The organism is Leclercia sp. LSNIH8 (assembly GCF_002920195.1).
Taxonomy (GTDB): domain Bacteria; phylum Pseudomonadota; class Gammaproteobacteria; order Enterobacterales; family Enterobacteriaceae; genus Enterobacter.
In genome coordinates this window covers 468,771-491,427 of record NZ_PQJY01000004.1, presented here as the reverse complement: position 1 = coordinate 491,427, position 22,657 = coordinate 468,771, and the positions used below count along the sequence as shown (strand labels likewise).

22 protein-coding genes, 2 tRNA genes and 2 other RNA genes are annotated in these 22,657 nt (G+C 51.8%); 12 read left to right on the top strand and 14 right to left on the bottom strand.

Annotation, left to right across the window (positions count from 1 at the left end; translation table 11 throughout):
- Positions 1-88 precede the first annotated feature (88 nt).
- Positions 89-484 (top strand): acyl-CoA thioester hydrolase YciA, encoded by a 396-nt coding sequence (yciA, locus tag C3406_RS14415; protein WP_103179910.1) that lies wholly within the window; start codon positions 89-91, stop codon positions 482-484.
- A gap of 31 nt (positions 485-515) precedes the next feature.
- Here yciA and tonB read toward each other — a convergent pair whose 3' ends face one another.
- Positions 516-1,253, bottom strand: coding sequence for a TonB system transport protein TonB (tonB, locus tag C3406_RS14410; RefSeq protein WP_103822505.1), 738 nt, complete (start codon positions 1,251-1,253; stop codon positions 516-518).
- Between the two features lie 221 nt (positions 1,254-1,474).
- Between tonB and C3406_RS14405 the strand changes: the two genes are divergently transcribed.
- Positions 1,475-1,771 carry a YciI family protein gene (locus C3406_RS14405; protein WP_032611245.1) on the top strand — a complete coding sequence of 99 codons (297 nt, stop codon included), beginning with the start codon at positions 1,475-1,477 and terminating at the stop codon, positions 1,769-1,771.
- Between the two features lie 35 nt (positions 1,772-1,806).
- Here the strand turns inward: C3406_RS14405 and leuE are convergent, their stop codons facing one another.
- Together leuE and C3406_RS26040 are read right to left on the bottom strand one after the other, a co-directional pair.
- Positions 1,807-2,442, bottom strand: a complete 636-nt coding sequence (leuE, locus tag C3406_RS14400) for a leucine efflux protein LeuE (RefSeq protein WP_103822506.1) — start codon at positions 2,440-2,442, stop codon at positions 1,807-1,809.
- A 66-nt stretch (positions 2,443-2,508) separates the two neighbouring features.
- Positions 2,509-2,682 carry a YciY family protein gene (locus tag C3406_RS26040; RefSeq protein ID WP_139157093.1) on the bottom strand — a complete coding sequence of 58 codons (174 nt, stop codon included), beginning with the start codon at positions 2,680-2,682 and terminating at the stop codon, positions 2,509-2,511.
- Between the two features lie 142 nt (positions 2,683-2,824).
- Here C3406_RS26040 and cls point away from each other — a divergent pair, with 142 nt between their 5' ends.
- Both cls and C3406_RS14390 read left to right on the top strand, forming a co-directional pair.
- Positions 2,825-4,285: a cardiolipin synthase gene (cls, locus tag C3406_RS14395; protein ID WP_103179911.1), complete on the top strand. Its 1,461-nt coding sequence runs from the start codon at positions 2,825-2,827 to the stop codon at positions 4,283-4,285.
- A 33-nt stretch (positions 4,286-4,318) separates the two neighbouring features.
- Positions 4,319-4,648, top strand: coding sequence for an HI1450 family dsDNA-mimic protein (locus C3406_RS14390; RefSeq protein ID WP_103179912.1), 330 nt, complete (start codon positions 4,319-4,321; stop codon positions 4,646-4,648).
- A gap of 43 nt (positions 4,649-4,691) precedes the next feature.
- Here C3406_RS14390 and oppF read toward each other — a convergent pair whose 3' ends face one another.
- The 6 genes from oppF to C3406_RS14360 form a co-directional block, all read right to left on the bottom strand.
- Positions 4,692-5,696 carry a murein tripeptide/oligopeptide ABC transporter ATP-binding protein OppF gene (oppF, locus tag C3406_RS14385; protein ID WP_103179913.1) on the bottom strand — a complete coding sequence of 335 codons (1,005 nt, stop codon included), beginning with the start codon at positions 5,694-5,696 and terminating at the stop codon, positions 4,692-4,694.
- Positions 5,693-6,706, bottom strand: a complete 1,014-nt coding sequence (oppD, locus tag C3406_RS14380; RefSeq protein ID WP_103179914.1) for an ABC transporter ATP-binding protein — start codon at positions 6,704-6,706, stop codon at positions 5,693-5,695. The genes oppF and oppD overlap by 4 nt, the downstream gene beginning before the upstream one ends.
- Positions 6,707-6,717: 11 nt before the next feature.
- Positions 6,718-7,626, bottom strand: a complete 909-nt coding sequence (gene oppC / locus C3406_RS14375; RefSeq protein ID WP_103179915.1) for an oligopeptide ABC transporter permease OppC — start codon at positions 7,624-7,626, stop codon at positions 6,718-6,720.
- Positions 7,627-7,640: 14 nt separating this feature from the next.
- Entirely contained in the window at positions 7,641-8,561 is a 921-nt protein-coding gene (gene oppB / locus C3406_RS14370; RefSeq protein ID WP_103179916.1) for an oligopeptide ABC transporter permease OppB, read from the bottom strand.
- Positions 8,562-8,646: 85 nt separating this feature from the next.
- On the bottom strand, positions 8,647-10,278 hold the full coding sequence (gene oppA / locus C3406_RS14365) for an oligopeptide ABC transporter substrate-binding protein OppA (protein ID WP_103822263.1): 1,632 nt from the start codon (positions 10,276-10,278) through the stop codon (positions 8,647-8,649).
- Positions 10,279-11,050: 772 nt separating this feature from the next.
- The gene (locus C3406_RS14360) at positions 11,051-11,698 is read right to left on the bottom strand and encodes a YchE family NAAT transporter (RefSeq protein WP_103179918.1); all 648 of its coding nucleotides are present in this window, start codon (positions 11,696-11,698) and stop codon (positions 11,051-11,053) included.
- Between the two features lie 476 nt (positions 11,699-12,174).
- Here C3406_RS14360 and adhE point away from each other — a divergent pair, with 476 nt between their 5' ends.
- Positions 12,175-14,853 carry a bifunctional acetaldehyde-CoA/alcohol dehydrogenase gene (adhE, locus tag C3406_RS14355; protein WP_103822264.1) on the top strand — a complete coding sequence of 893 codons (2,679 nt, stop codon included), beginning with the start codon at positions 12,175-12,177 and terminating at the stop codon, positions 14,851-14,853.
- A gap of 85 nt (positions 14,854-14,938) precedes the next feature.
- On the opposite strand, the gene tdk is transcribed toward adhE, so the two are convergent.
- Positions 14,939-15,553, bottom strand: a complete 615-nt coding sequence (gene tdk / locus C3406_RS14350; protein ID WP_103822265.1) for a thymidine kinase — start codon at positions 15,551-15,553, stop codon at positions 14,939-14,941.
- Between the two features lie 547 nt (positions 15,554-16,100).
- Between tdk and hns the strand changes: the two genes are divergently transcribed.
- A complete protein-coding gene (hns, locus tag C3406_RS14345) occupies positions 16,101-16,514 on the top strand; it encodes a histone-like nucleoid-structuring protein H-NS (protein ID WP_039030686.1) in 414 nt (137 codons plus the stop codon).
- Positions 16,515-16,717: 203 nt separating this feature from the next.
- Here the strand turns inward: hns and galU are convergent, their stop codons facing one another.
- The 3 genes from galU to rssA all read right to left on the bottom strand — a co-directional run bounded on the left by galU (position 16,718) and on the right by rssA (position 19,833).
- Positions 16,718-17,626 carry a UTP--glucose-1-phosphate uridylyltransferase GalU gene (gene galU / locus C3406_RS14340; RefSeq protein ID WP_103822266.1) on the bottom strand — a complete coding sequence of 303 codons (909 nt, stop codon included), beginning with the start codon at positions 17,624-17,626 and terminating at the stop codon, positions 16,718-16,720.
- 201 nt (positions 17,627-17,827) lie between these two features.
- Entirely contained in the window at positions 17,828-18,841 is a 1,014-nt protein-coding gene (rssB, locus tag C3406_RS14335; protein WP_103822267.1) for a two-component system response regulator RssB, read from the bottom strand.
- A gap of 92 nt (positions 18,842-18,933) precedes the next feature.
- Positions 18,934-19,833 (bottom strand): patatin-like phospholipase RssA, encoded by a 900-nt coding sequence (rssA, locus tag C3406_RS14330; protein ID WP_103822268.1) that lies wholly within the window; start codon positions 19,831-19,833, stop codon positions 18,934-18,936.
- Between the two features lie 114 nt (positions 19,834-19,947).
- Between rssA and C3406_RS14325 the strand changes: the two genes are divergently transcribed.
- The 6 genes from C3406_RS14325 (at position 19,948) to C3406_RS14300 (ending at position 22,003) form a co-directional block, all read left to right on the top strand.
- Positions 19,948-20,406 carry a YchJ family protein gene (locus C3406_RS14325; RefSeq protein ID WP_103822269.1) on the top strand — a complete coding sequence of 153 codons (459 nt, stop codon included), beginning with the start codon at positions 19,948-19,950 and terminating at the stop codon, positions 20,404-20,406.
- A gap of 45 nt (positions 20,407-20,451) precedes the next feature.
- The gene (gene purU, locus C3406_RS14320) at positions 20,452-21,294 is read left to right on the top strand and encodes a formyltetrahydrofolate deformylase (protein WP_103179925.1); all 843 of its coding nucleotides are present in this window, start codon (positions 20,452-20,454) and stop codon (positions 21,292-21,294) included.
- A gap of 156 nt (positions 21,295-21,450) precedes the next feature.
- Positions 21,451-21,535, top strand: a tRNA-Tyr gene (locus tag C3406_RS14315).
- A gap of 43 nt (positions 21,536-21,578) precedes the next feature.
- Positions 21,579-21,710, top strand: a non-coding RNA gene (locus C3406_RS14310) — RtT sRNA.
- A 35-nt stretch (positions 21,711-21,745) separates the two neighbouring features.
- Positions 21,746-21,830 (top strand) — tRNA-Tyr (locus tag C3406_RS14305).
- A gap of 46 nt (positions 21,831-21,876) precedes the next feature.
- A non-coding RNA gene (locus tag C3406_RS14300) (RtT sRNA) lies at positions 21,877-22,003 on the top strand.
- Between the two features lie 150 nt (positions 22,004-22,153).
- On the opposite strand, the gene C3406_RS14295 is transcribed toward C3406_RS14300, so the two are convergent.
- Entirely contained in the window at positions 22,154-22,597 is a 444-nt protein-coding gene (locus tag C3406_RS14295; RefSeq protein WP_103822270.1) for an Lrp/AsnC family transcriptional regulator, read from the bottom strand.
- Positions 22,598-22,657: the final 60 nt, after the last annotated feature.

The following is a 22,657-nucleotide window of genomic DNA, read 5'->3' as shown; positions in this document are numbered from 1 at the left end:
ATAAGCCTGGCGTTTTTCTTCTGTTCTCTCCGGCAGCAAATCATAGTAGCATCCCGCCTGAAGTCCTCCGTAATAAGTAGAGTTCATAATGACAACAACGAACGCCCCGCAGGGCGAACTGGTTTTACGCACACTTGCAATGCCCGCCGACACCAATGCGAACGGCGATATTTTTGGCGGCTGGTTAATGTCGCAGATGGATATGGGCGGGGCGATCCTCGCTAAAGAGATTGCCCATGGCCGCGTGGTGACGGTCCGGGTTGATGGTATGACCTTTCTGCGGCCTGTCGCGGTGGGTGATGTGGTCTGCTGTTACGCGCGTTGCGTGAAACGGGGAAATACCTCGGTGTCGATCAATATCGAAGTGTGGGTGAAGAAGGTCTCTTCGGAACCGATCGGCCAGCGCTATAAGGCCACCGAAGCGCTCTTTATTTACGTGGCGGTGGATAGCGAAGGCAAACCGCGCGCATTACCGCAAGCATAAAAAAAGCCTCCCAGTTGGGAGGCTTTTTTTATTATTCCATCTGCGCCCCGCCGTTGAGGCGGAAAACGATATTGACGATGAGCCCACTGCCTGGCTTACCGGCTTCGTAGCGCCACTTACGCATCGCGTTTTTCACATCACGCTCGAACATGTTTGACGGCTGCGCGGAGAGGATCTGGATATTATCCACACGTCCGTCGGCGGTGACGTCAAATTTCACCCGTACACGTCCTTCAATACGCAGAGCCTGCGCCCGCGACGGATATTGCGGCTGGTTACGGCTCAACGCACGTGGACCCGCCGGTGCCGCTGGAACCGGCTTAGCGGTAACTGGCGCGGAGTTCATGACCGGGCGAGCCGGAGCCGCACGCTCAACTGGCTGGGTGGTACGAGGCTCAACCGGGCGCTCTTGACGCTTCGGACGCTCTTCCACCTTTTTCACCGGCTTCGGTTTCGGCTTCGGCTTCGGTTTTGGCTTGGGCTCCGGTTTGTGGATCACCACAGGCGCTTCTTTTGGCGGCTCAGGAACAACTTCAGGTTCTGGTTCCGGCTCGGGTTCGGGCTCTGCAACAGGCTCCGGTGGAGGCGCGACCTGCACGGGCTCCAGCTCCGCAGGCGTTACCATGGTCACCGAAATCGGCTGCGCGGGCGCTGGCATTTCAATAACCTGATGTACCGATGTGTAAAGCAGACCCGCCACCACGGCTCCGTGAATTCCGACGGACAACAGTGTCGGCCAGGGAAAGCGGCGAGGTAAATCGAGGGTCATTGAAGTCATAATCGTTTCAGTTAAAAAGCCAGGCCCTGATTTTAAATGCAAATAGCAATCATATTCAATAAGCCAGTTAAACTTCGCCCGATTTTACCGTCCAGCTGGTGAAAAAAGGCCCATCAGGCGCAAGGTTTTAACAATGTTGCCATCTTTACATTGCAGTCACCTGCACTTTCACATAACGTAATTCCCACTTTTATCGGTTAAGGAGCTCCGCTGTGCTTTACGTGATTTTTGCTGCAGATGTCGCTGATTCTCTGGAAAAACGTCTCTCCGTACGCCCTGCCCACCTTGCGCGCTTACAACTGCTGCATGACGAAGGCAGATTACTGACCGCAGGGCCAATGCCTGCTGTCGACAGCAACGATCCGGGTGCGGCTGGCTTTACCGGCTCAACGGTGATTGCCGAATTTGAATCCCTCGAAGCGGCACAGGCCTGGGCGCAGGACGACCCGTATGTGGCGGCAGGCGTGTATGATAACGTCGTGGTGAAGCCGTTTAAAAAAGTTTTCTAAGATAAAAATAGGCTCCGTACCAGGAGCCTTTTTTATTAGTTCAGCGATGCCAGCCGCGCCGCAAAGCCAACAAACAGTAATCCTATTAAACCATTTCCCAGCTTCGCCAGTTTCTTTTTGGTTTTCAGATAGCGCGTAACAAACGCGCCGGAGAAGATCAGGAAGCTCATATAGATAAAACTGATGATTTCCAGCGTGACCGCGAGGATCATAAAAGCGACGCCGGTGTGCTTCGCGTGAACGTCAATAAACTGCACAAAGAATGAGACATAAAACAAAATCGCCTTCGGGTTGGTCATACTCAGCACCAGCGAGCGTTTCATTATGGTTTTAGCCGGTTCGAGACCGCCAGCATCGCCCTGCTGTGTATGCCTTATTACCGACCAGAGCATTTTGCCGCCCAGCCATAACAGATAGAACGCCCCGAGATAGCGCACAATATTAAACAGCATCGGCGTGGTCTGGATCAGCGCCGCGACCCCTGCCCATGCCAGAAACATCAGTACCGCATCGCCAATAAATACGCCACTGGCGGCAAGATAGCCCTTTTTCACACCGTGACCAATACCGGTTTTTAAAACGAATAAGGTATTAGGCCCAGGAACCAGAACAATAAAAATAGCCCCGACAACATAGGTCCAGAAATTCAGTACACCCAAATCCGCAAACACCTCATCCTCCTTTTTGATGTAGCGAATAAAAAACATCGGGCACCTCTGTGGGTGCCCTTGTGTCATTCAGTAATCCTGAATGGCGAACAGCAACGCATTGCGATGACGGTTCATACTGCATTTTCTGATGGCGTGGATACGCATATTACGGCGGGATTGAGCTTCCAGCCAACGCGCTTTGCGACGACTTGTCTGTCGCAACATGCGCCAGCGCCCTACTTCTGTTCTACTGCGCTTCATGTTACCAACTCTTCACAAAACAGAGCGTTCATTATAGTCCCTTGCCTGCGGCAGACCAGCGCTTTTATCTGGCGTTTTTATTTGCCAGAAAAATCCTGACGCGTAAACTCTTAACAATACGCTTTCAAAAGGATTTTTTATTATGACAACCTTCTACACCGTGGTGAGTTGGCTGCTCATTCTGGGATACTGGCTGTTGATCGCAGGGGTGACGTTACGCATCCTGATGAAGCGCAGAGCCGTTCCCTCTGCCATGGCATGGCTGTTGATTATTTATATCCTGCCGCTGGTCGGCATCATTGCGTATTTATCCTTCGGTGAGCTTCACCTCGGTAAACGTCGGGCCGAGCGTGCCCGGGCGATGTGGCCCTCCACGGCGAAATGGCTGAACGATCTGAAATCCTGCAAACATATTTTTGCCGAAGAGAACAGTGACGTCGCCGCGTCGTTATTTAAGCTCTGTGAACGCCGCCAGGGGATTGCCGGGGTGAAAGGCAATCAGCTGCAATTGATGACCACCTCTGATGACGTTATGAACGCCCTGATCCGCGATATTCAGCTGGCGCGGCATAATATCGAGATGGTGTTCTATATCTGGCAGCCGGGCGGGATGGCCGATCAGGTAGCTGAATCCCTGATGGCCGCGGCACGCCGGGGGATCCACTGCCGTCTGATGCTCGACTCCGCCGGTAGCGTGAACTTTTTCCGCAGTAACTGGGCATCCATGATGCGCAATGCCGGTGTAGAAGTGGTCGAAGCGTTAAAGGTTAACCTGATGCGTGTGTTTCTGCGCAGGATGGATCTGCGCCAGCACCGCAAAATGGTGCTCATCGACAACTACATCGCCTATACCGGCAGCATGAACATGGTCGACCCGCGCTTTTTTAAACAGGATGCCGGTGTGGGCCAATGGATCGATCTGATGGCGCGTATGGAGGGCCCTGTCGCAACCGCGATGGGGATCGTCTACTCCTGTGACTGGGAGATTGAAACCGGCAAACGCATTCTGCCCCCACCGCCGGATGCCAATATCATGCCGTTTGAACAGGCCAGCGGGCACACTATTCATACTATCGCCTCCGGACCGGGCTTCCCGGAAGATCTGATCCATCAGGCGTTATTGACCGCCGCCTATTCCGCCCGCGAATACCTGATCATGACCACCCCCTATTTCGTGCCGAGTGACGATCTGCTCCACGCTATCTGCACCGCCGCCCAGCGCGGGGTCGATGTCAGTATTATCCTGCCGCGCAAGAACGATTCGGTGCTGGTGGGCTGGGCCAGCCGGGCCTTTTTCAGCGAACTGCTGGCGGCCGGGGTGAAGATTTACCAGTTTGAAGGTGGGCTGCTGCACACCAAGAGTGTGCTGGTGGATGGCGAGCTTAGCCTGGTGGGAACAGTGAACCTCGATATGCGCAGTCTGTGGCTCAATTTTGAGATCACGCTGGTGATCGACGATACCGGTTTTGGGGGCGATCTGGCGGCCGTGCAGGATGATTATATCTCGCGCTCCCGCCTGCTGGATGCCCGTCTGTGGATGAAAAGGCCGCTATGGCAGCGAATTGCCGAACGACTGTTTTACTTCTTTAGTCCGTTGCTGTAAAACGTGCCCAACGATGTTAAACAGGTAGTCATCATGGAAATGGATCTGAACAATCGCCTGACCGAAGACGAAACGCTCGAGCAGGCCTACGATATCTTTCTGGAACTGGCCGTCGATAATCTCGACCCGGCTGACGTGATTCTCTTTAATTTGCAGTTTGAAGAGCGTGGCGGCGCCGAGCTGTTCGATCCGTCTGAAGACTGGGCTGAACATGTCGATTACGACCTGAACCCGGACTTTTTCGCCGAGGTGGTGATTGGCCTGGCGGAGACCGACGGCGGAGAGATCAATGATATCTTTGCCCGCGTTCTGCTGTGTCGTGAGAAAGACCACAAGCTGTGCCACATACTTTGGCGCGAATAAAAAAAGGCTGCGATTGCAGCCTTTTTTATTGCCTGTTACCCGGTCAGAGCGGGTCAACCTTCAGGCAGGAGACCGCATGGCGGAAGCTGCCCTCCAGTACCGGACGCGTCTTCGCGCACTCCGGCCCGGCAATCGGGCAGCGGGTACGGAACACGCAGCCAGATGGCGGGTTGATGGGCGACGGCAGCTCCCCTTCCAGCAGCTGAATGGTCTTATTCTGCTCCAGGTCAGGATCCGGCACCGGCACGGCAGACATCAGCGCTCTGGTGTAAGGGTGTAAGGGATTATGATACACCTCGTCATAGGTGCCCAACTCCACCGCATGGCCGAGATACATCACCAGTACGCGATCGGAGATGTGCTTCACCACCGCCAGGTCGTGGGCGATAAAGATCAGCGACAGCCCCATCTCACGCTGCAGTTTCTGCAGCAGGTTAACCACCTGCGCCTGAATCGACACGTCCAGCGCCGAGACCGGTTCGTCACAGATAATCAGTTTCGGCTCGAGGATCAGCGCGCGGGCAATCCCGATACGCTGGCACTGGCCGCCTGAGAACTCGTGAGGATAGCGGTTGATAAGGTTCGGCAGCAGACCTACCTTCATCATCATCGCCTTGACGCGGTCGCGCACTTCGGTACGCGGCATCTTCGGATGATAGGTACGCAGCGGCTCTGCGATGATCTCGCCAATGGTCATACGCGGATTCAGTGACGCCAGCGGATCCTGGAAAATCATCTGAATGTCGCTTCGGACCTCGCGCCACTCTTCCGGCTTCATCCCCAGCAGATCTTTACCCAGCCAGGCGACCTTGCCGCCAGTGGCTTTCACCAGGCCGATGATCGCGCGGGCAAAGGTGGATTTGCCGCAGCCCGACTCCCCCACCACGCCAAGAGTTTCCCCCTCGTAGAGACGCAGGGTGACGCCGTCAACCGCTTTCAGGGTTTTCGCCGGCTGCCAGAACCACTGCTTGCCGTCTTTGATGTCGAAGTGCACTTTCAGATCGGCGATTTCAAGCAGAACATTTCTTTTTTCGTCAATGGCTGTCATACCAGCTCCTCGTACGGCTTAAAGCAGGCACGCAGACGGCCTGGTGCAAACTCTTCCAGCGGTGGCGCGCTGTTGCAGATTTCCATCGCGTGCGGACAACGCGGCTGGAACGGGCAGCCTTTCGGCAGACGCAGCAGGTTAGGCGGGTTGCCAGGAATGGTCAGCAGCGACTCCCCTTCCGCATCAAGACGCGGTACCGCATTCAGCAGGCCAATCGAGTACGGGTGCGCCGGATGGTAGAAGACATCACGCGCTTTACCGTACTCCATGGTACGCCCGGCATACATCACCAGCACTTTGTCGCAGATCCCGGCCACGACGCCCAGATCGTGGGTAATCATGATGATCGCGGTATTAAACTCGCGCTTCAGCTCGTTTAGCAGGGTCATGATCTGCGCCTGAACGGTCACGTCCAGCGCAGTAGTCGGTTCATCGGCAATGAGCAGTTTTGGCCGGCACAGCAGCGCCATCGCGATCATCACGCGCTGGCGCATCCCGCCAGAAAACTCGTGCGGGAACATGCGCATACGCTTACGCGCTTCCGGCATTTTTACCGCATCCAGCATCTTAACCGACTCTTCAAACGCTTCGGCTTTGCCCATCCCTTTGTGCAGCATCAGCACTTCCATCAGCTGCTCGCCCACACGCATGTACGGGTTCAGGGAGGTCATCGGATCCTGGAAAATCATAGATATCTGCTCGGCACGCAGCTTGTTAAGCTCGTTCTCCGGCAGGTTAAGGATCTGCTTACCGTTAAAGGTGGCAGAGCCGCCGATAACGCCGTTTTGTGCCAGCAGCCCCATCAGCGCGAACGCCGTCTGGGATTTACCGGAACCGGATTCACCCACGATACCCAGCGTTTCGCCAGCACGCAGGCTGAAGTTAAGATCATTTACCGCGGTCACATCGCCATCAGGCGTTTTAAAGGTGACGCGCAGATCTTTTACATCCAGCAGGAGATTACCCTGCTGATGCGCTTGTGGGGCCGATGCCGTTTCAATAATAGTCATGGCGGCACTCCTTAACGGTCTTTCGGATCGAGGGCATCACGCAGGCCATCGCCGATAAAGTTGAAACAAAACAGTGTCACCACCAGGAAACCCGCCGGGAACAGCAGCAGCCACGGTGAAACTTCCATAGAGTTGGCGCCATCGCTCAGCAGCGCACCCCAGCTGCTCAGCGGCTCCTGGGTACCCAGGCCGAGGAAGCTCAGGAAAGATTCAAACAGGATCATGCTCGGAACCAGCAGGGAGGCATACACCACCACCACACCCAGCACGTTTGGCACGATATGACGGACCACGATATTACCGGTTGAAACCCCGCCCACCTGCGCCGCTTCGATAAACTCTTTGCGCTTCAGGCTCAGGGTCTGGCCGCGCACGATACGCGCCATATCGAGCCAGGAGACCATGCCGATAGCCACAAAGATCAGCAAAATGTTCTGGCCAAAGAAGGTCACCAGCAGGATGACGAAGAACATAAACGGGAAGGAGTTAAGGATCTCCAGAATACGCATCATCACCGAATCGACCTTGCCGCCGAGATAGCCGGAGAGCGATCCGTATAACGTCCCCAGAATCACCGCAACAAAGGCTGCTGCGATCCCTACCATCAACGAAATGCGTCCACCGATGGCCACACGGACCAGCAGGTCACGCCCGGAAGAGTCGGTACCAAAGTAGTGGCCCGATTCGGTATCCGGCGCGCTGGACATCATGCCCCAGTCGGTGTCGAAGTAGGTGAACTGCGACAGCATCGGCGCCAGCGTCACAAACAGGGCGATAAGGACCAGGACAATCAGGCTGGCAACCGCAGCACGGTTATGCATGAAGCGACGGCGTGCATCCTGCCAGAGGCTGCGCCCCTCCACTTCCAGTTTTTCACTGAAGTTTTCCAGCGCCTCGCTGTTTTTCTTACTTAACATCATGGCGAGCTCCAGTGTCAGTAGCGGATTTTCGGATCGATAACGGCATAGAGCACGTCGACGATCGCGTTAAAGAAGATGGTGAGCGCGCCAACGAGAATGGTCAGACTCAGTACCAGTGAATAGTCGCGGTTAAGGGCGCCGTTAACGAACAGCTGGCCGATACCCGGCAAACCATAGATGGTTTCGATAACCATTGACCCGGTGATAATCCCGACGAACGCAGGGCCCAGATAAGAGAGCACCGGCAGCAGCGCAGGTTTTAACGCGTGACGGAAGATGATGCGGCGCATCGGCAGCCCTTTGGCCCGGGCAGTACGGATGAAGTTCGAGTGCAACACTTCAATCATTGAACCACGGGTGATACGCGAAATACTGGCGATATAGGCGAGAGACAACGCGACCATCGGCAGGATCATAAATTTCAGCGCCCCGCCATTCCAGCCGCCGCCGGGCAGCCATTTCAGGGTGATGGCAAATATCATGACCAGCAAGGGGGCCACGACAAAACTCGGTATGACGACACCGGTCATTGCCACCCCCATAACGGTGTAATCCCATTTCGTATTTTGATTAAGAGCAGCAATAACGCCCGCCGTGACGCCAAGAATAACGGCCAGTAAAAACGCCGCGGCGCCTAATTTCGCCGAAACGGGGAAGCTGGACGCCACCAGATCGTTTACGGAATAATCTTTATATTTAAACGACGGACCAAAATCACCGTGGGCCAGCTGTTTCAGATAGTTGAAATACTGGGTGGAGATAGGATCGTTTAAATGATATTTCGCTTCGATATTCGCCATAACTTCTGGCGGCAGCGTACGTTCACCGGTGAATGGACTTCCCGGCGCGAGACGCATCATAAAGAAGGAGATCGTGATAAGAATAAATAGCGTTGGGATCGCTTCAAGACAGCGACGTAGGATAAATTTCAACATTGCCCGTACCTTCTGGCGTGTGCCTATATAATATTACGATGAGTAGACACCGTGGGGCAGACAGCGCCCGCCCCACTCATTGCCATTAATGCTTGATAATATACAAGTTTTTAACGTAGATATTATCCATCGGGTCTTTCCCGGTATATCCACCTACCCACGGTTTCACCAGACGGGCGTTCACGTAGTAGTAAACCGGTACGATCGCAGAATCTTTGTCGAGCTGCTGTTCCGCTTTCGCGTACAGATCGACGCGCTGCGCTTCGTCAGTCACTTTCAGGGTATCGCCGATCAGCTTATCGAACTCTGCGCTCTTATAGTGCGCGGTGTTGTTCGAGCTGTCGCTCAGCATGGTGTTCAGGAAAGAGGTCGGCTCGTTGTAGTCCGCACACCAGCCAGCACGGGCCACATCAAAGGTGCCCTGATGGCGGCTATCCAGGAAGGTTTTCCACTCCTGGTTTTCCAGCTTCACGTTCACACCCAGGTTTTTCTTCCAGATGGAAGAGACTGCGATAGCCAGTTTCTTATGCAGATCGGAGGTGTTATACAGCAGGCTGAAGGTCAGCGGCTTGTCTGCGGTATAACCCGCTTCGGCCAGCAGCTTCTTCGCTTCTGCATTACGCTGTTCCTGGGTCATTTTGAACCATTCTGGCTCGGTCAGCTTCGCACCATCGGTATACGGTGGCGTGTAGCTGTACGCTGGCAGGTCGCCCTGGTTTTTCACCTTGTTGACGATGATATCGCGATCCAGCGCCAGCTTCAGGGCGGTACGAACGCGAACGTCAGTGAATGGCGCTTTCTGGTTGTTGATTTCGTAATAATAGGTGCAGAGGTACGGGTCAACGTGTACTTCAGCAGGGATCTCTTTCTTCAGCTTCTGGAAGAGTTCAATCGGCATGTTGTTATAGGTCATGTCGATTTCGCCGCTGCGGTAGCGGTTAACGTCAGTCACTTCAGAAGAGATTGGCAGGTAGGTGACCTGATTAATGACGGTTTTCGCGTTATCCCAGTAGTTGGTATTACGCTCCAGGTCGATACGTTCGTTAACGACCCAGGCTTTCAGCTTGTAGGCGCCGTTGGTCACGATATTGGCAGGCTGAGTCCACTTATCGCCAAATTTTTCAACCGCGGCTTTTGGAACCGGGGAAACGGACGGGTGAACCAGCAGCTTATAGAAATAAGGTACCGGCTCGCTCAGGGTAACTTCGAACGTATTGTCATCGATCGCTTTTACGCCGAGATCGGTAATCGGTTTTTTGCCGGTGATGATGTCATCGATATTGGCGATGTGGCCATACTGCAGATAGCTCGCATACGGCGAGGCAGTATTAGGATCTGCCAGACGCTGCCAGCTATAAACGAAATCGTGGGCGGTAACCGGGGAACCATCGGACCATTTCGCGTCTTTACGCAGGTGGAAGGTCCAGACTTTAAAGTCCTTGTTTTCCCATTTTTCAGCTACACCCGCAACCGGGTGGCCGTTTACGTCAGTGACCAGCAGACCTTCGAACAGATCGCGGTTAACGTTAGACTCCGGTACACCTTCAATCTTGTGCGGATCCAGAGACTGAACCTCAGCACCGTTGTTACGCACCAGCGTTTGCTTCTCCGCCAGTTGAACTCCAGCAGGGACGTCAGCAGCCATTGCAACGTTACCTGCGATTAGCGCAGTTAAAATCCCCGCAGCTACCAGACTTTTTTTTGTGATGATGGACATTGTGTTGATACTCCACTCTTTATAATTACTGGTTTTTACCAGCCTGTTTAATTCCCCTTTTTAGGGGTTCCCTGACAACGTAGGAGTTTATGCTGCCGTCAGGCGTTTTTTACTTCTCGCTATCACCGACTTTACTATTACTGGCGGCTCGTCTGGCCACCTTGCGTCGATTTGTGACATGCCTCCCCTGCCGAGGCATGTATTAATTCTTATAGGTCAGAATCGTTAATGAAAAAGATTCTCATCTATAAGAAGTACGCTGAAATGGAATGGCCGGAAAGTACCAAATGAGTTACTTAGGTGCCAATACATTTTGCAAATTTGTTAACCAATTCTCTTTTACGGAAGAGACCGTTACGCCGTGGGCTGCCATGCCGCGCATCGAATGCGAAAAAAGTGCCTGTCATTCAATGAGATGAAGAAAGTGTTTTCGATGAGCGTACCGCGATGCCAGAAGCGATCTGTTTTTTGTACAAAAAATTAACAACTGTCTATTATTTAGCACATTCATCTAAATCATTCAGCAAATTACTAATATCATCTCAGTAATCTTGCAGCAAGCCCCAGAGTATTGTGTGAGTAAAATAACAGACGCTTTGCGCGGTTTATGACCAGATGAACGGTATGTGGAAAGGCAACTTATTGAAAGTTAACAAAACAAAATTATTAATAAAATTTATTATAGTTAAAGCGATTTTCAACTTTCATTATATGATTTGCTGATAATGACAAAAAAAGCGGAGCCCAGTGCTCCGCTTTTTCATTTGAAGGATTACCCTAATAACCCCGGAAAAATTGATTTCAGACCGGTAACAATAAATTCAATCCCCAGCGCCATCAGCAGCAGACCCATAATACGGGTGATAACGTTAATGCCTGTCTGGCCCAGCAGGCGTACCAGCCACGGCGCAATACGGAACACCCCCCAGCAACAGAAGGCAAACAGGGCAATAGCTATCGAGAAGCCAATCAGATGCATCAGGTTATGGTAACGCGTTCCCCATACGATGGTAGAACTGATCGCCCCTGGCCCTGCCATCAAGGGCAATGCCAGCGGCACCACGCCGATGCTCTCTCGGATGGCGGTTTCTGATTTCTCCTGCTTGTTCTGTTTGTCCTCACCCAGCTTGCCGCTGATCATTGACATGGCAATGGTGACCACAAGGATCCCGCCGGCTATTCTGAACGAATCGATCGAGATGCCAAAAATCTGCAATATTGAATCGCCAAGATAGAGCGACGTCAGCAGGATGATCGCCACGGATAAATTTGCCGTCAGGTTGGTTTTATTCCTGGCAAGGGCGGTTTGATAGCTGGTCATACTGATGAAGACGGGAATAATGCCCACCGGGTTCACCAGCGCGAACAGACCAATAAAGAACTTAAAATACGTTGGGAAATCAAAGAGCGATAGGCTCACTGTTAGCTCCGCTGATTAGCAAGTCTTAATATAAAATGTGGCATCCACAATAACCCGGCAGACGATACGCCTTTTATGCCTCTACTTCATCACAATAATGCTAAATATGGTGATGTTACGCTGTAAAATATTTGTGTACTTTATGCGTTGTTATGGTTCAATTAGTTTTGCAATTATTTAACAATCGATGAAATGCCCTAAAATACCCCTGCTGAAAGGTATCAGCTTATGGATAAATTGATACAGATCATGTTTTCGGTACTCAGAAGTGAGTAATCTTGATCACGCCACCAGGGAGACTCAGAGTCTGAACGTAGGCTACTGATGGAAGGCTCTTTTAGTAAATCAGGGGAACGATAAAGACGTTAACATCTTGTTTTTACGTAAGTTAAGCAAGTGGCAATGACGCTGACTATACTGTTTTCGTGTCGAGCAGCTGATTTACTAAAAGAGTTTAACATTATCAGGAGAGCATTATGGCTGTTACTAATGTCGCTGAACTTAACGCACTTGTAGAGCGCGTAAAAAAAGCCCAGCGTGAATATGCCAATTTCACCCAAGAACAGGTTGATAAAATCTTCCGCGCCGCCGCTCTGGCTGCTGCAGATGCTCGAATCCCTCTCGCTAAAATGGCCGTTGCCGAATCCGGTATGGGTATCGTTGAAGATAAAGTGATTAAAAACCACTTTGCTTCTGAGTATATCTACAACGCCTATAAAGATGAGAAGACTTGTGGCGTTCTGTCTGAAGATGACACGTTCGGTACCATCACCATTGCTGAGCCAATCGGCATCATCTGCGGTATCGTTCCAACCACCAACCCAACTTCTACTGCTATCTTCAAATCGCTGATCAGCCTGAAGACGCGTAACGCAATCATTTTCTCTCCACACCCACGTGCTAAAGATGCAACCAACAAAGCTGCAGATATCGTTCTGCAAGCGGCGATCGCTGCGGGTGCACCGAAAGATCTGATCGGCTGGATCGATCAGCCTTCCGTGGAACTGTCTAACGCTCTGATGCACCACCCGGACATCAACCTGATTCTGGCAACTGGTGGCCCAGGCATGGTTAAAGCGGCCTATAGCTCCGGTAAACCAGCTATCGGCGTAGGTGCGGGTAACACCCCAGTTGTTATCGACGAAACTGCCGATATTAAACGTGCTGTTGCTTCTGTACTGATGTCTAAAACCTTCGATAACGGCGTAATCTGTGCTTCCGAGCAGTCCGTTGTTGTTGTTGATTCCGTATACGATGCCGTTCGCGAACGTTTCGCCAGCCACGGCGGTTACCTGCTGCAGGGCAAAGAGCTGAAAGCGGTTCAGGACATCATCCTGAAAAATGGCGCACTGAACGCCGCCATCGTAGGTCAGCCAGCGTATAAAATTGCTGAACTGGCAGGTTTCACCGTCCCAGCCAGCACCAAGATCCTGATTGGCGAAGTGAATATCGTTGACGAAAGCGAGCCGTTTGCACACGAAAAACTCTCTCCGACGCTGGCAATGTACCGCGCGAAAGATTTCGAAGATGCGGTTGATAAAGCAGAGAAACTGGTAGCGATGGGCGGTATCGGCCATACCTCCTGTCTCTACACTGACCAGGATAACCAGCCTGAACGTGTGGCCTACTTCGGTCAGATGATGAAAACTGCACGTATCCTGATCAACACCCCTGCTTCTCAGGGTGGTATCGGTGACCTGTATAACTTCAAACTCGCGCCTTCCCTGACTCTGGGTTGTGGTTCATGGGGTGGTAACTCCATCTCTGAGAACGTTGGTCCTAAGCACCTGATCAACAAGAAAACCGTTGCTAAGCGAGCTGAAAACATGTTGTGGCATAAACTTCCGAAATCTATCTACTTCCGCCGTGGCTCCCTGCCAATCGCGCTGGATGAAGTGATTACTGATGGCCACAAACGTGCGCTCATCGTGACTGACCGTTTCCTGTTCAACAATGGCTACGCAGACCAGATCACCTCTGTTCTGAAAGCGGCTGGCGTGGAAACTGAAGTGTTCTTCGAAGTTGAAGCTGACCCAACCCTGTCTGTTGTTCGCAAAGGCGCAGAGCTGGCAAACTCCTTCAAACCAGACGTGATCATCGCGCTGGGCGGCGGCTCCCCAATGGACGCAGCCAAAATTATGTGGGTAATGTACGAGCACCCAGAAACGCACTTCGAAGAGCTGGCGCTGCGCTTTATGGATATCCGTAAACGTATCTACAAGTTCCCGAAAATGGGCGTGAAAGCGAAAATGATCGCCGTCACCACCACTTCCGGTACCGGTTCTGAAGTGACACCGTTTGCTGTTGTTACCGACGATGCAACAGGTCAGAAATACCCACTGGCAGACTACGCTCTGACCCCGGACATGGCGATTGTTGACGCCAACCTGGTCATGGATATGCCGAAATCACTCTGTGCATTCGGTGGTCTGGATGCGGTAACTCACGCCCTGGAAGCTTATGTTTCTGTACTGGCGTCTGAGTTCTCTGACGGCCAGGCTCTGCAAGCACTGAAACTGCTGAAAGAGAACCTGCCAGCCTCTTATAACGAAGGCTCTAAAAACCCGGTTGCCCGTGAGCGTGTGCACAGTGCTGCCACCATCGCCGGTATCGCGTTTGCTAACGCCTTCCTGGGTGTGTGTCACTCCATGGCGCACAAGCTGGGCTCTCAGTTCCACATTCCTCACGGTCTGGCGAACGCCCTGTTGATCTCTAACGTTATCCGTTACAACGCTAACGATAACCCGACCAAGCAGACTGCATTCAGCCAGTACGACCGTCCACAAGCGCGTCGTCGCTACGCAGAAATCGCTGACCACCTGGGCCTGAGCGCTCCTGGTGACCGCACTGCTGCGAAGATCGAGAAACTGCTGGCATGGCTGGAAAGCCTGAAAGCTGAGCTGGGTATTCCTAAGTCTATCCGTGAAGCTGGCGTTCAGGAAGCTGACTTCCTGGCACACGTAGACAAGCTGTCTGAAGATGCCTTTGATGACCAGTGTACTGGTGCGAACCCGCGCTACCCATTGATCGCAGAGCTGAAACAGATCCTGCTGGATACCTACTATGGCCGCGAATACACTGAAGGTGTGGTTGCTGCACCTGCAGCTGTTGAAACCCTGGTAAAAGCGGATAAGAAAGCGAAGAAAAGCGCTTAATTAATCGCTCAATAAAAAAACCCGCTTCGGCGGGTTTTTTTATGTCTCTTTTCCAGCGTAAATAGGGACAGACTCTGCCAGACCGTTAACGACGACTGGCTTCCTGAATCGCTGTCAGAGAGCCTACCACCAGCGCCTCTTTATAATGCTTACGACATACGGATACATAGCGCTCATTGCCGCCAATCACCACCTGTTCGCCTTCTGCATAGGGTTTTCCTGCCTGATCAAGACGCAGCACCATACTCGCTTTACGCCCGCAGAAGCAGATGGTTTTTAATTCCACCAGTTTGTCTGACCAGGCCAGCAAATACTGGCTACCGACAAACAGCTCGCCGCGAAAATCCGTTCGCAGCCCATAGCAAAGCACCGGAATATCCAGCTCATCAACCACTTCAGAAAGCTCATGAACCTGCTGACGCGTTAAAAACTGGCTCTCATCCACCAGTACGCAATGGACTGCCTGGTCAGCGGCCTCTGCACGAATTTCATCCAGCAGATTGGTTTGGGGGTTAAATAACCTGGCCGGAGAAGAGAGGCCAATTCGGGAGCTCACTTTTCCGGCACCAAAACGGTCATCGATTTCAGCGGTATAAACCACCGTACGCATCCCACGCTCCTGGTAATTGTAGGAGGATTGCAGTAACGCGGTCGACTTACCTGCGTTCATTGCTGAATAGTAGAAATACAGTTGTGCCATTGGCCGTTAAACCCTAATCAATGTGTATTATTACCGATACGCGATTGTACCATATTTTGTCGGGTCTTCCGTGCTGCGGCGCGGAAGACCCGCGTTACGAGAGATTTCATCCTTCGCCAGGATATAGGACAACTTACGAGGGAGCAGATGAAAAGGACGTAAAAACTCATGGTTTTATAAACGCTAAGTTCTGGAAAAATCTGTTATTTTAAGTCGATACGGGGCTTGAAATGATTCAGGTGTAATTAAAAATTCCCTTGGGCAACCGTGTTTTGAGTACTAATACGAAAGGTTGATATTTATCCGGAGAAACAAAAACCCCCATGAAAATTGTCTGCAAAAAAAGAGTTCACCGTCAGGTTTACAACGCATCTTTTGATAACGCCGCCCCCCTTTCACCTCGCCAAATTTAAGTTCTGATAATTAATAATAGTCCCGAATATTAGGTATTTTTGAATTCCTTACATTCTGGCCTATTGCACATATCAATTTATGCCTCTATTATTACCTCAACAAACCCCCACATTATAAGTTTGAGATTACTACAATGAGCGAAGCACTTAAAATTCTGAACAACATCCGCACTCTCCGTGCCCAGGCGAGAGAATGTACTCTGGAAACGCTTGAAGAAATGCTGGAGAAATTAGAAGTCGTTGTTAATGAGCGTCGTGAAGAAGAAAACGCCGCTGCTGCTGAAATCGAAGAACGTACACGTAAACTGCAGCAATATCGTGAAATGCTGATCGCTGATGGTATTGATCCTAACGAATTGCTGAACAGCATGGCTGCCGCCAAAACCGGTACTAAAGCTAAACGTGCTGCGCGTCCGGCTAAATATAGCTACATCGATGAGAACGGCGAATCTAAAACCTGGACCGGCCAGGGTCGTACTCCAGCTGTTATCAAAAAAGCAATGGATGAGCAAGGTAAACAACTGGACGACTTCCTGATTCAGGAATAAGCCAGTAAATATCCGAAAAATCCCGCTTAATGCGGGATTTTTTATGCCTGTATTTTATCTCGTGTGACATTCTGTTACACGTGCTCATATAACGATTACATCACACTATTACCCTACCCTACGTGAGTGACACCCTAAAAAAGTTATAAAAAAACCGGTGTAGCATGGCTATCACCGGTTTTGCTTAGGGCGTTAACGCCGTATTAGTTTTTAATGCCCAGCGTCTCTTTCAGCCAGCCCTTAAATTCTTCGCCCAGGGACTGGTGACGAACACCATATTCAACGAAGGCCTGCATGTAACCGAGTTTATTACCGCAGTCGTGGCTCTTCCCTTTCATGTGGTAAGCCTCCACGGTCTCTTTTTCGATCAGCATGTCGATGGCGTCGGTCAGCTGGATTTCACCCCCGGCACCTGGAGGCGTTTTCGCCAGCAGCGGCCAAATCTCTGCGCTCAGAACATAACGCCCTACTACAGCGAGGTTAGACGGCGCTACGTCAGCTTTTGGCTTCTCAACCACGCCAACCATTGGCACGCTGTCGCCCGGGTTCATCGCCACGCCTTTGCAGTCGACAACGCCGTATGCGGTCACGTCTTCAACCGGCTCAACCATGATCTGGCTGCTGCCCGTTTCGTCGAAACGTTTAATCATTTCAGCCAGGTTATCCTGGGAAAGATCGGATTCAAACTCGTCGAGAATAACGTCCGGTAAAATAACCGCTACCGGCTCGTTACCGACTACCGGATGAGCACACAGGACTGCATGACCCAGACCTTTTGCCAGCCCCTGACGGACCTGCATAATAGTCACGTGCGGCGGGCAAATAGACTGCACTTCCTGAAGAAGCTGACGCTTCACGCGTTTTTCCAGCATGGCTTCAAGTTCAAAACTGGTATCGAAATGGTTTTCGATAGAGTTTTTGGATGAATGTGTTACCAGCACAATTTCAGTAATGCCTGCAGCAATACATTCGTTAACCACATACTGGATTAATGGCTTATCAACGAGTGGCAGCATCTCTTTTGGAATTGCCTTCGTTGCTGGCAGCATCCTGGTTCCCAACCCGGCAACCGGGATAACGGCCTTTCTCACTTTCGAATTTACGGCAGCCATTGAAACTCTCCTGAAATGTTCATGTTTTGAACTTTAGTCTGCATTAATAACGCGTTTAGTATATCAGCCTGGGGAGGATGTCCGGGTCTGAAAAGGACGCGCTACCGCTTAATTAGGATAAATACGAATAAAAACAGGCACCGATAGTAGCATTGCCCGTAAAACGACGGTAAAGCTATCTACCGTTTAAATTCCAACTGACTATTCTGTGGACAACATTAAGCGCAACCGCCCCCCTGTACCCCAAATTTGGCATTGCCATGAGGTGCAGCGATGGCTTATTTGATTCAGATAAGTATTTCCTAAGGTTCCTAACGGAACGCCTTTGCTGACCTGAATATGATGCTCACCCGTATTAAGCGTGGCATTAAGTCCGGCGGAGACTAAAATCAAATTTTTCAGGCCGCTATGGTAATAACCGACCAGTAATGGGAATTGTCCTGGCAAACTGGCCTGGCGCAGCAGCTGGTTAACCTGTTTCAGCAGGCTACCTAACTCAGGCAGGCGCTGACCCTGATGAGAAAGTTGTTCCTGAAGCAAGCCATTAAATAATGCCCGCAATAATAATGCCGCCAGCACACCATTATCGCCCGCCCGGGTAACATCCAGACAATAAAACGCCAGATCGTTATCGGATAATGGTGCGATATCCAGCACCAGACCCGGTTGATCGGCAGCCATCAGCTGGCGGTAATTAACTTTGCAGCCGGAAAATGTCTGCTGAACCGGCGGCTGAAGCTCCTGTAACAGTTTTGCCGCCGCAGAGGGGTTATTCACCAGCGCATCCCAGTCCTGAAAAAGCCGCTCTTCCTCTTCAACACGCGAATTAAACATATTGGGATAGAGGCAGGCGAGAACGGTTTCACGCAAGCGATTCAAATCTTTAACTGGCTTAAGCAATACGTCCTGGACACCCAGGCGTAACGCTTTTGCGATATCGGCCATATTTTCGGTCGCAGAAATGACCAGAATGGGGATCTGGTCACCGGCATTACGTAAATGCTCCACCAGCTTCAGGCCATTCATCCGCGGCATGGCGATGTCGCAAATCATCAAATCGGGCTTAATGCCCACCATTTTTTCCAGGGCGTCGATCCCATCACCTGCAAGTGCAGTCGTCGCCCCCAGCGATGATAGCCATGAATCCAGTAAGGAGCGGAAAACAGGCTCGTCTTCAACTATCAGAATTTGTTTCCCGGCTAATGGCTGTGTCATGGTCTCTCCCGGCGCTGACAATAGATAAATAGTGGCATGCTATCGGCACTATCGCCTGTCAGATTTTGCTGAAGTAATCAAAAAAAGGGTGCTCAGGCTGTTGCCCGCACTAAAGGTAATAATTCGTCCATTTTCTTTTCGACTGCCTGCGCGCCTGCGGTAATGGCCGCTTCAGCACGATGGAAATCGAGCGTTGAAATTTGTGGACAAAAAGGTTGAATCAATATATCCGGCGGGTCACCCGCCATTCGATTACGCTTCAGGCGATTTTCCAACACCTGAATCGACGTCGTCATGATTTCCATGGCGGTTGGCGCAGCAACCAGCTTGCGGGTGGTTCGCGTGAAACGTCCTCGCAGGCGTTTATGCCACGCGAGATCCTCCAGAGCGTACTCATCCGACTGGGTGTTAACCGGCATCAAATCCTGCTGCATCAGGTGGGCATCATGTTGGAGATCGACGGCAATCACGATATCGGCCCCCATCGCACGGGTCAGTGAAATGGGAACAGGATTCACAACGCCGCCGTCAACCAACCAGTAACCGTTGTGCGGAACCGGCGCCATCAGACCCGGCATACTGCAGGAGGCACGGACGGCAAGATGAATATCGCCTTCGGTAAACCAGATCTCCCTGCCGGTGCTGAGGTTGGTTGCAACCGCACCGAAAGGCATCTGACAGCTGGAGAATTCGGTCAGGGGCATCACCTGGCGAAAACGGTTAAAGACGCGCTCTCCGCGTAATAACCCGCCACGTTGCCAGGAGAGATCCATCAGGCGCAGGACGTCCCAGTAGCTAAACGATCGTACCCAGGTTTCCAGCTCGGGAAGCTTGCCACACGAGTAGGCGGCTCCCACCAGTGAACCTATTGAACAGCCTGCAACAATATCAATTTCGATACCCAAACGTTGTAAGGCGTTGATCACACCAATATGCGACCAGCCCCGGGCTGCACCTGAGCCCAATGCCAGTCCAATTTTTACTTTTCTCATTATCCCTGTTTAGCGTCCCCTGGATTCCTGCATAGCGTCATTGCGACCGCTCAGTTAACATAGTGCCACCCTGGCGTTATACGCCATTCATTTTTTAATTTCAGGAAGAGAATCGTGTCTCAACTCTGTCCCTGCGGTAGCGCACTCGAGTATAGCCTATGTTGCCAACGATATCTTAACGGTGAGCAGGTTGCACCGGACCCGGCATCACTTATGCGCTCCCGATATGCCGCTTTTGTGACGCGGGACGCAGACTACCTGATCAAGACCTGGCATCCATCCTGCCATGCTACTGATTTTCGTCAGGAGATCGAGGCCGGATTTGCAAATACGCAGTGGCTCGGCCTCACTCAGTACGAAACGGCAGCAGGCCGGGATGAAAACGAGGGGTTCGTCAGTTTTGTTGCGCGCTTTACCGAGCAAGGAAGAGCGGGCGCGATCATCGAACGCTCGCGTTTCTTAAAGGAGGGTGGAGAGTGGTACTATATTGACGGCACGCGTCCACAGTTTGGTCGTAATGACCCCTGCCCTTGTGGTTCAGGCAAAAAATTTAAAAAGTGTTGCGGGCAATAAGGCCTGACAACACGGTTCAAGCAAACACGTAAGGATTTTCCGGCAATGCAATCAACACAACGTAAAGTGCTGCGCACCATTTGTCCCGACCAGAAAGGGCTGATCGCCCGTATCACCAATATTTGCTACAAACATGAACTGAATATCGTGCAGAACAACGAGTTTGTTGATCACCGTACCGGCCGCTTCTTTATGCGTACCGAGCTGGAAGGGATCTTCAATGACGCGACGTTGCTTGCCGATCTGGACGGCGCGCTCCCGGAAGGTTCCGTGCGTGAACTGAACCCTGCCGGTCGCCGCCGGGTGGTGATCCTGGTTACCAAAGAGGCCCACTGTTTGGGCGACCTGCTGATGAAAGCCAACTATGGCGGGCTGGATGTTGAGATCGCCGCGGTCATTGGTAACCACGAGACGCTGCGTACGCTGGTTGAGCGTTTTGATATTCCGTTTGAGCTGGTCAGCCATGAAGGCCATACCCGCGAAGAGCATGACAATTTAATGGCGCAGGCCATCGAAGCGCATAACCCGGATTATGTGGTGCTGGCGAAATATATGCGCGTCCTGACGCCGTCATTTGTTGCCCGCTTCCCGAATAAGATTATCAACATTCACCACTCGTTCCTGCCGGCCTTTATCGGCGCGCGTCCTTATCACCAGGCGTACGAACGCGGCGTGAAAATCATCGGCGCAACGGCACACTACGTGAATGACAATCTGGATGAAGGTCCAATCATCATGCAGGACGTGATTCATGTCGATCACACCTACACGGCGGAAGATATGATGCGTGCCGGCCGCGACGTTGAAAAAAATGTCTTAAGCCGTGCGCTGTATCAGGTGCTGGCGCAGCGCGTCTTTGTCTACGGTAACAGAACGATTATTCTTTAATCCTTTATAAAATGAATTGATTAGCTTTGCGTCTTTATGCGTAAAAATCAGGCAAACGATTCATTTATGCAAAGGAAGTCTTTACAGGGGCGCGTCATTTGATATGATGCGCCCCGCTTCCCACAAGGAAGCAGGCCAGTAAAAGCATTACCCCGTGGTGGGGTTCCCGAGCGGCCAAAGGGAGCAGACTGTAAATCTGCCGTCATCGACTTCGAAGGTTCGAATCCTTCCCCCACCACCATTATTCACCACAGCGATGTGGTAATACCGATGAGATGTAGCGATGTTTGCACTTATCGGGAAGGGTGAGAACCTTCGATGAAGGTTCGAGTCAAGCGAAAGCGAGACAACGTTGCCAAAGGCAACGGCCCGAAGGGTGAGGAGCGAAGCGACGAATAATCCTTCCCCCACCACCATCTTCAAGTTTCACCTCAAAATCTGAATTACCCCTGGTGGGGTTCCCGAGCGGCCAAAGGGAGCAGACTGTAAATCTGCCGTCACAGACTTCGAAGGTTCGAATCCTTCCCCCACCACCATCACTTCCAGATAGTTTCAAACCTCTTACTCCGCACTATGTTCCATATTCTTCCAATGCAGGGAAGGATGAGAAGCTTCGACCAAGGTTCGATTCGAGCGTAGCGAGAAAGCGTTGCCGCAGGCAACGACCCGAAGGGCGAGGCGTAGCCGAGTTATCCTTCCCCCACCACCATCACTTCTCTCAAAAAACAATCCAAAATAGAGTGATATTCTTCCGGTTCCGCACACCAGTTTTCCCCGGTGGCGCTGCGCTTACCGGGGCTACAAAACCGTACCATACTCGTAGGCCGGGTAAGGCGCAGCCGCCACCCGGCGAAATCCCTTACAACGGGGGCAACCGACGGGTCACCGGTGAACTCTTCACAATCGATGAATTGCACTGCGCATGTTCTGCCAGTCCATCCAGCAACGTATCCAGTTGCTCGATGGAGCGCACCACCAGCCGGATAACGAAACAGTCCTCGCCGGTCACTTTGTCGCTTTCAATACACTCCGGCATCTGCTGGATGTATTTATCCACTTTATGCAATAACCCCGGTAACGGTCGCACGCGCACCAGCGCCTGCAACGTGTAACCCAGTGCGGCCAGGTTTACCCGCGCGCCATACCCCTGAATGATGCCTCGCTCTTCCAGCCGTTTTAAACGCTCTGCCGTACTGGGTGACGTGAGCCCAACCCGGGCGCTTAACACCTTCAGCGACATACGCGCATCCTCTACCAGACAGCGCAGAATATGACGGTCGATCTCATCGATAAGGTAATCCATAGCATTCACCTAATTTATAAAACTAAACCTCGCCTTTTACCTTAATTCAGCGCTGTTAAA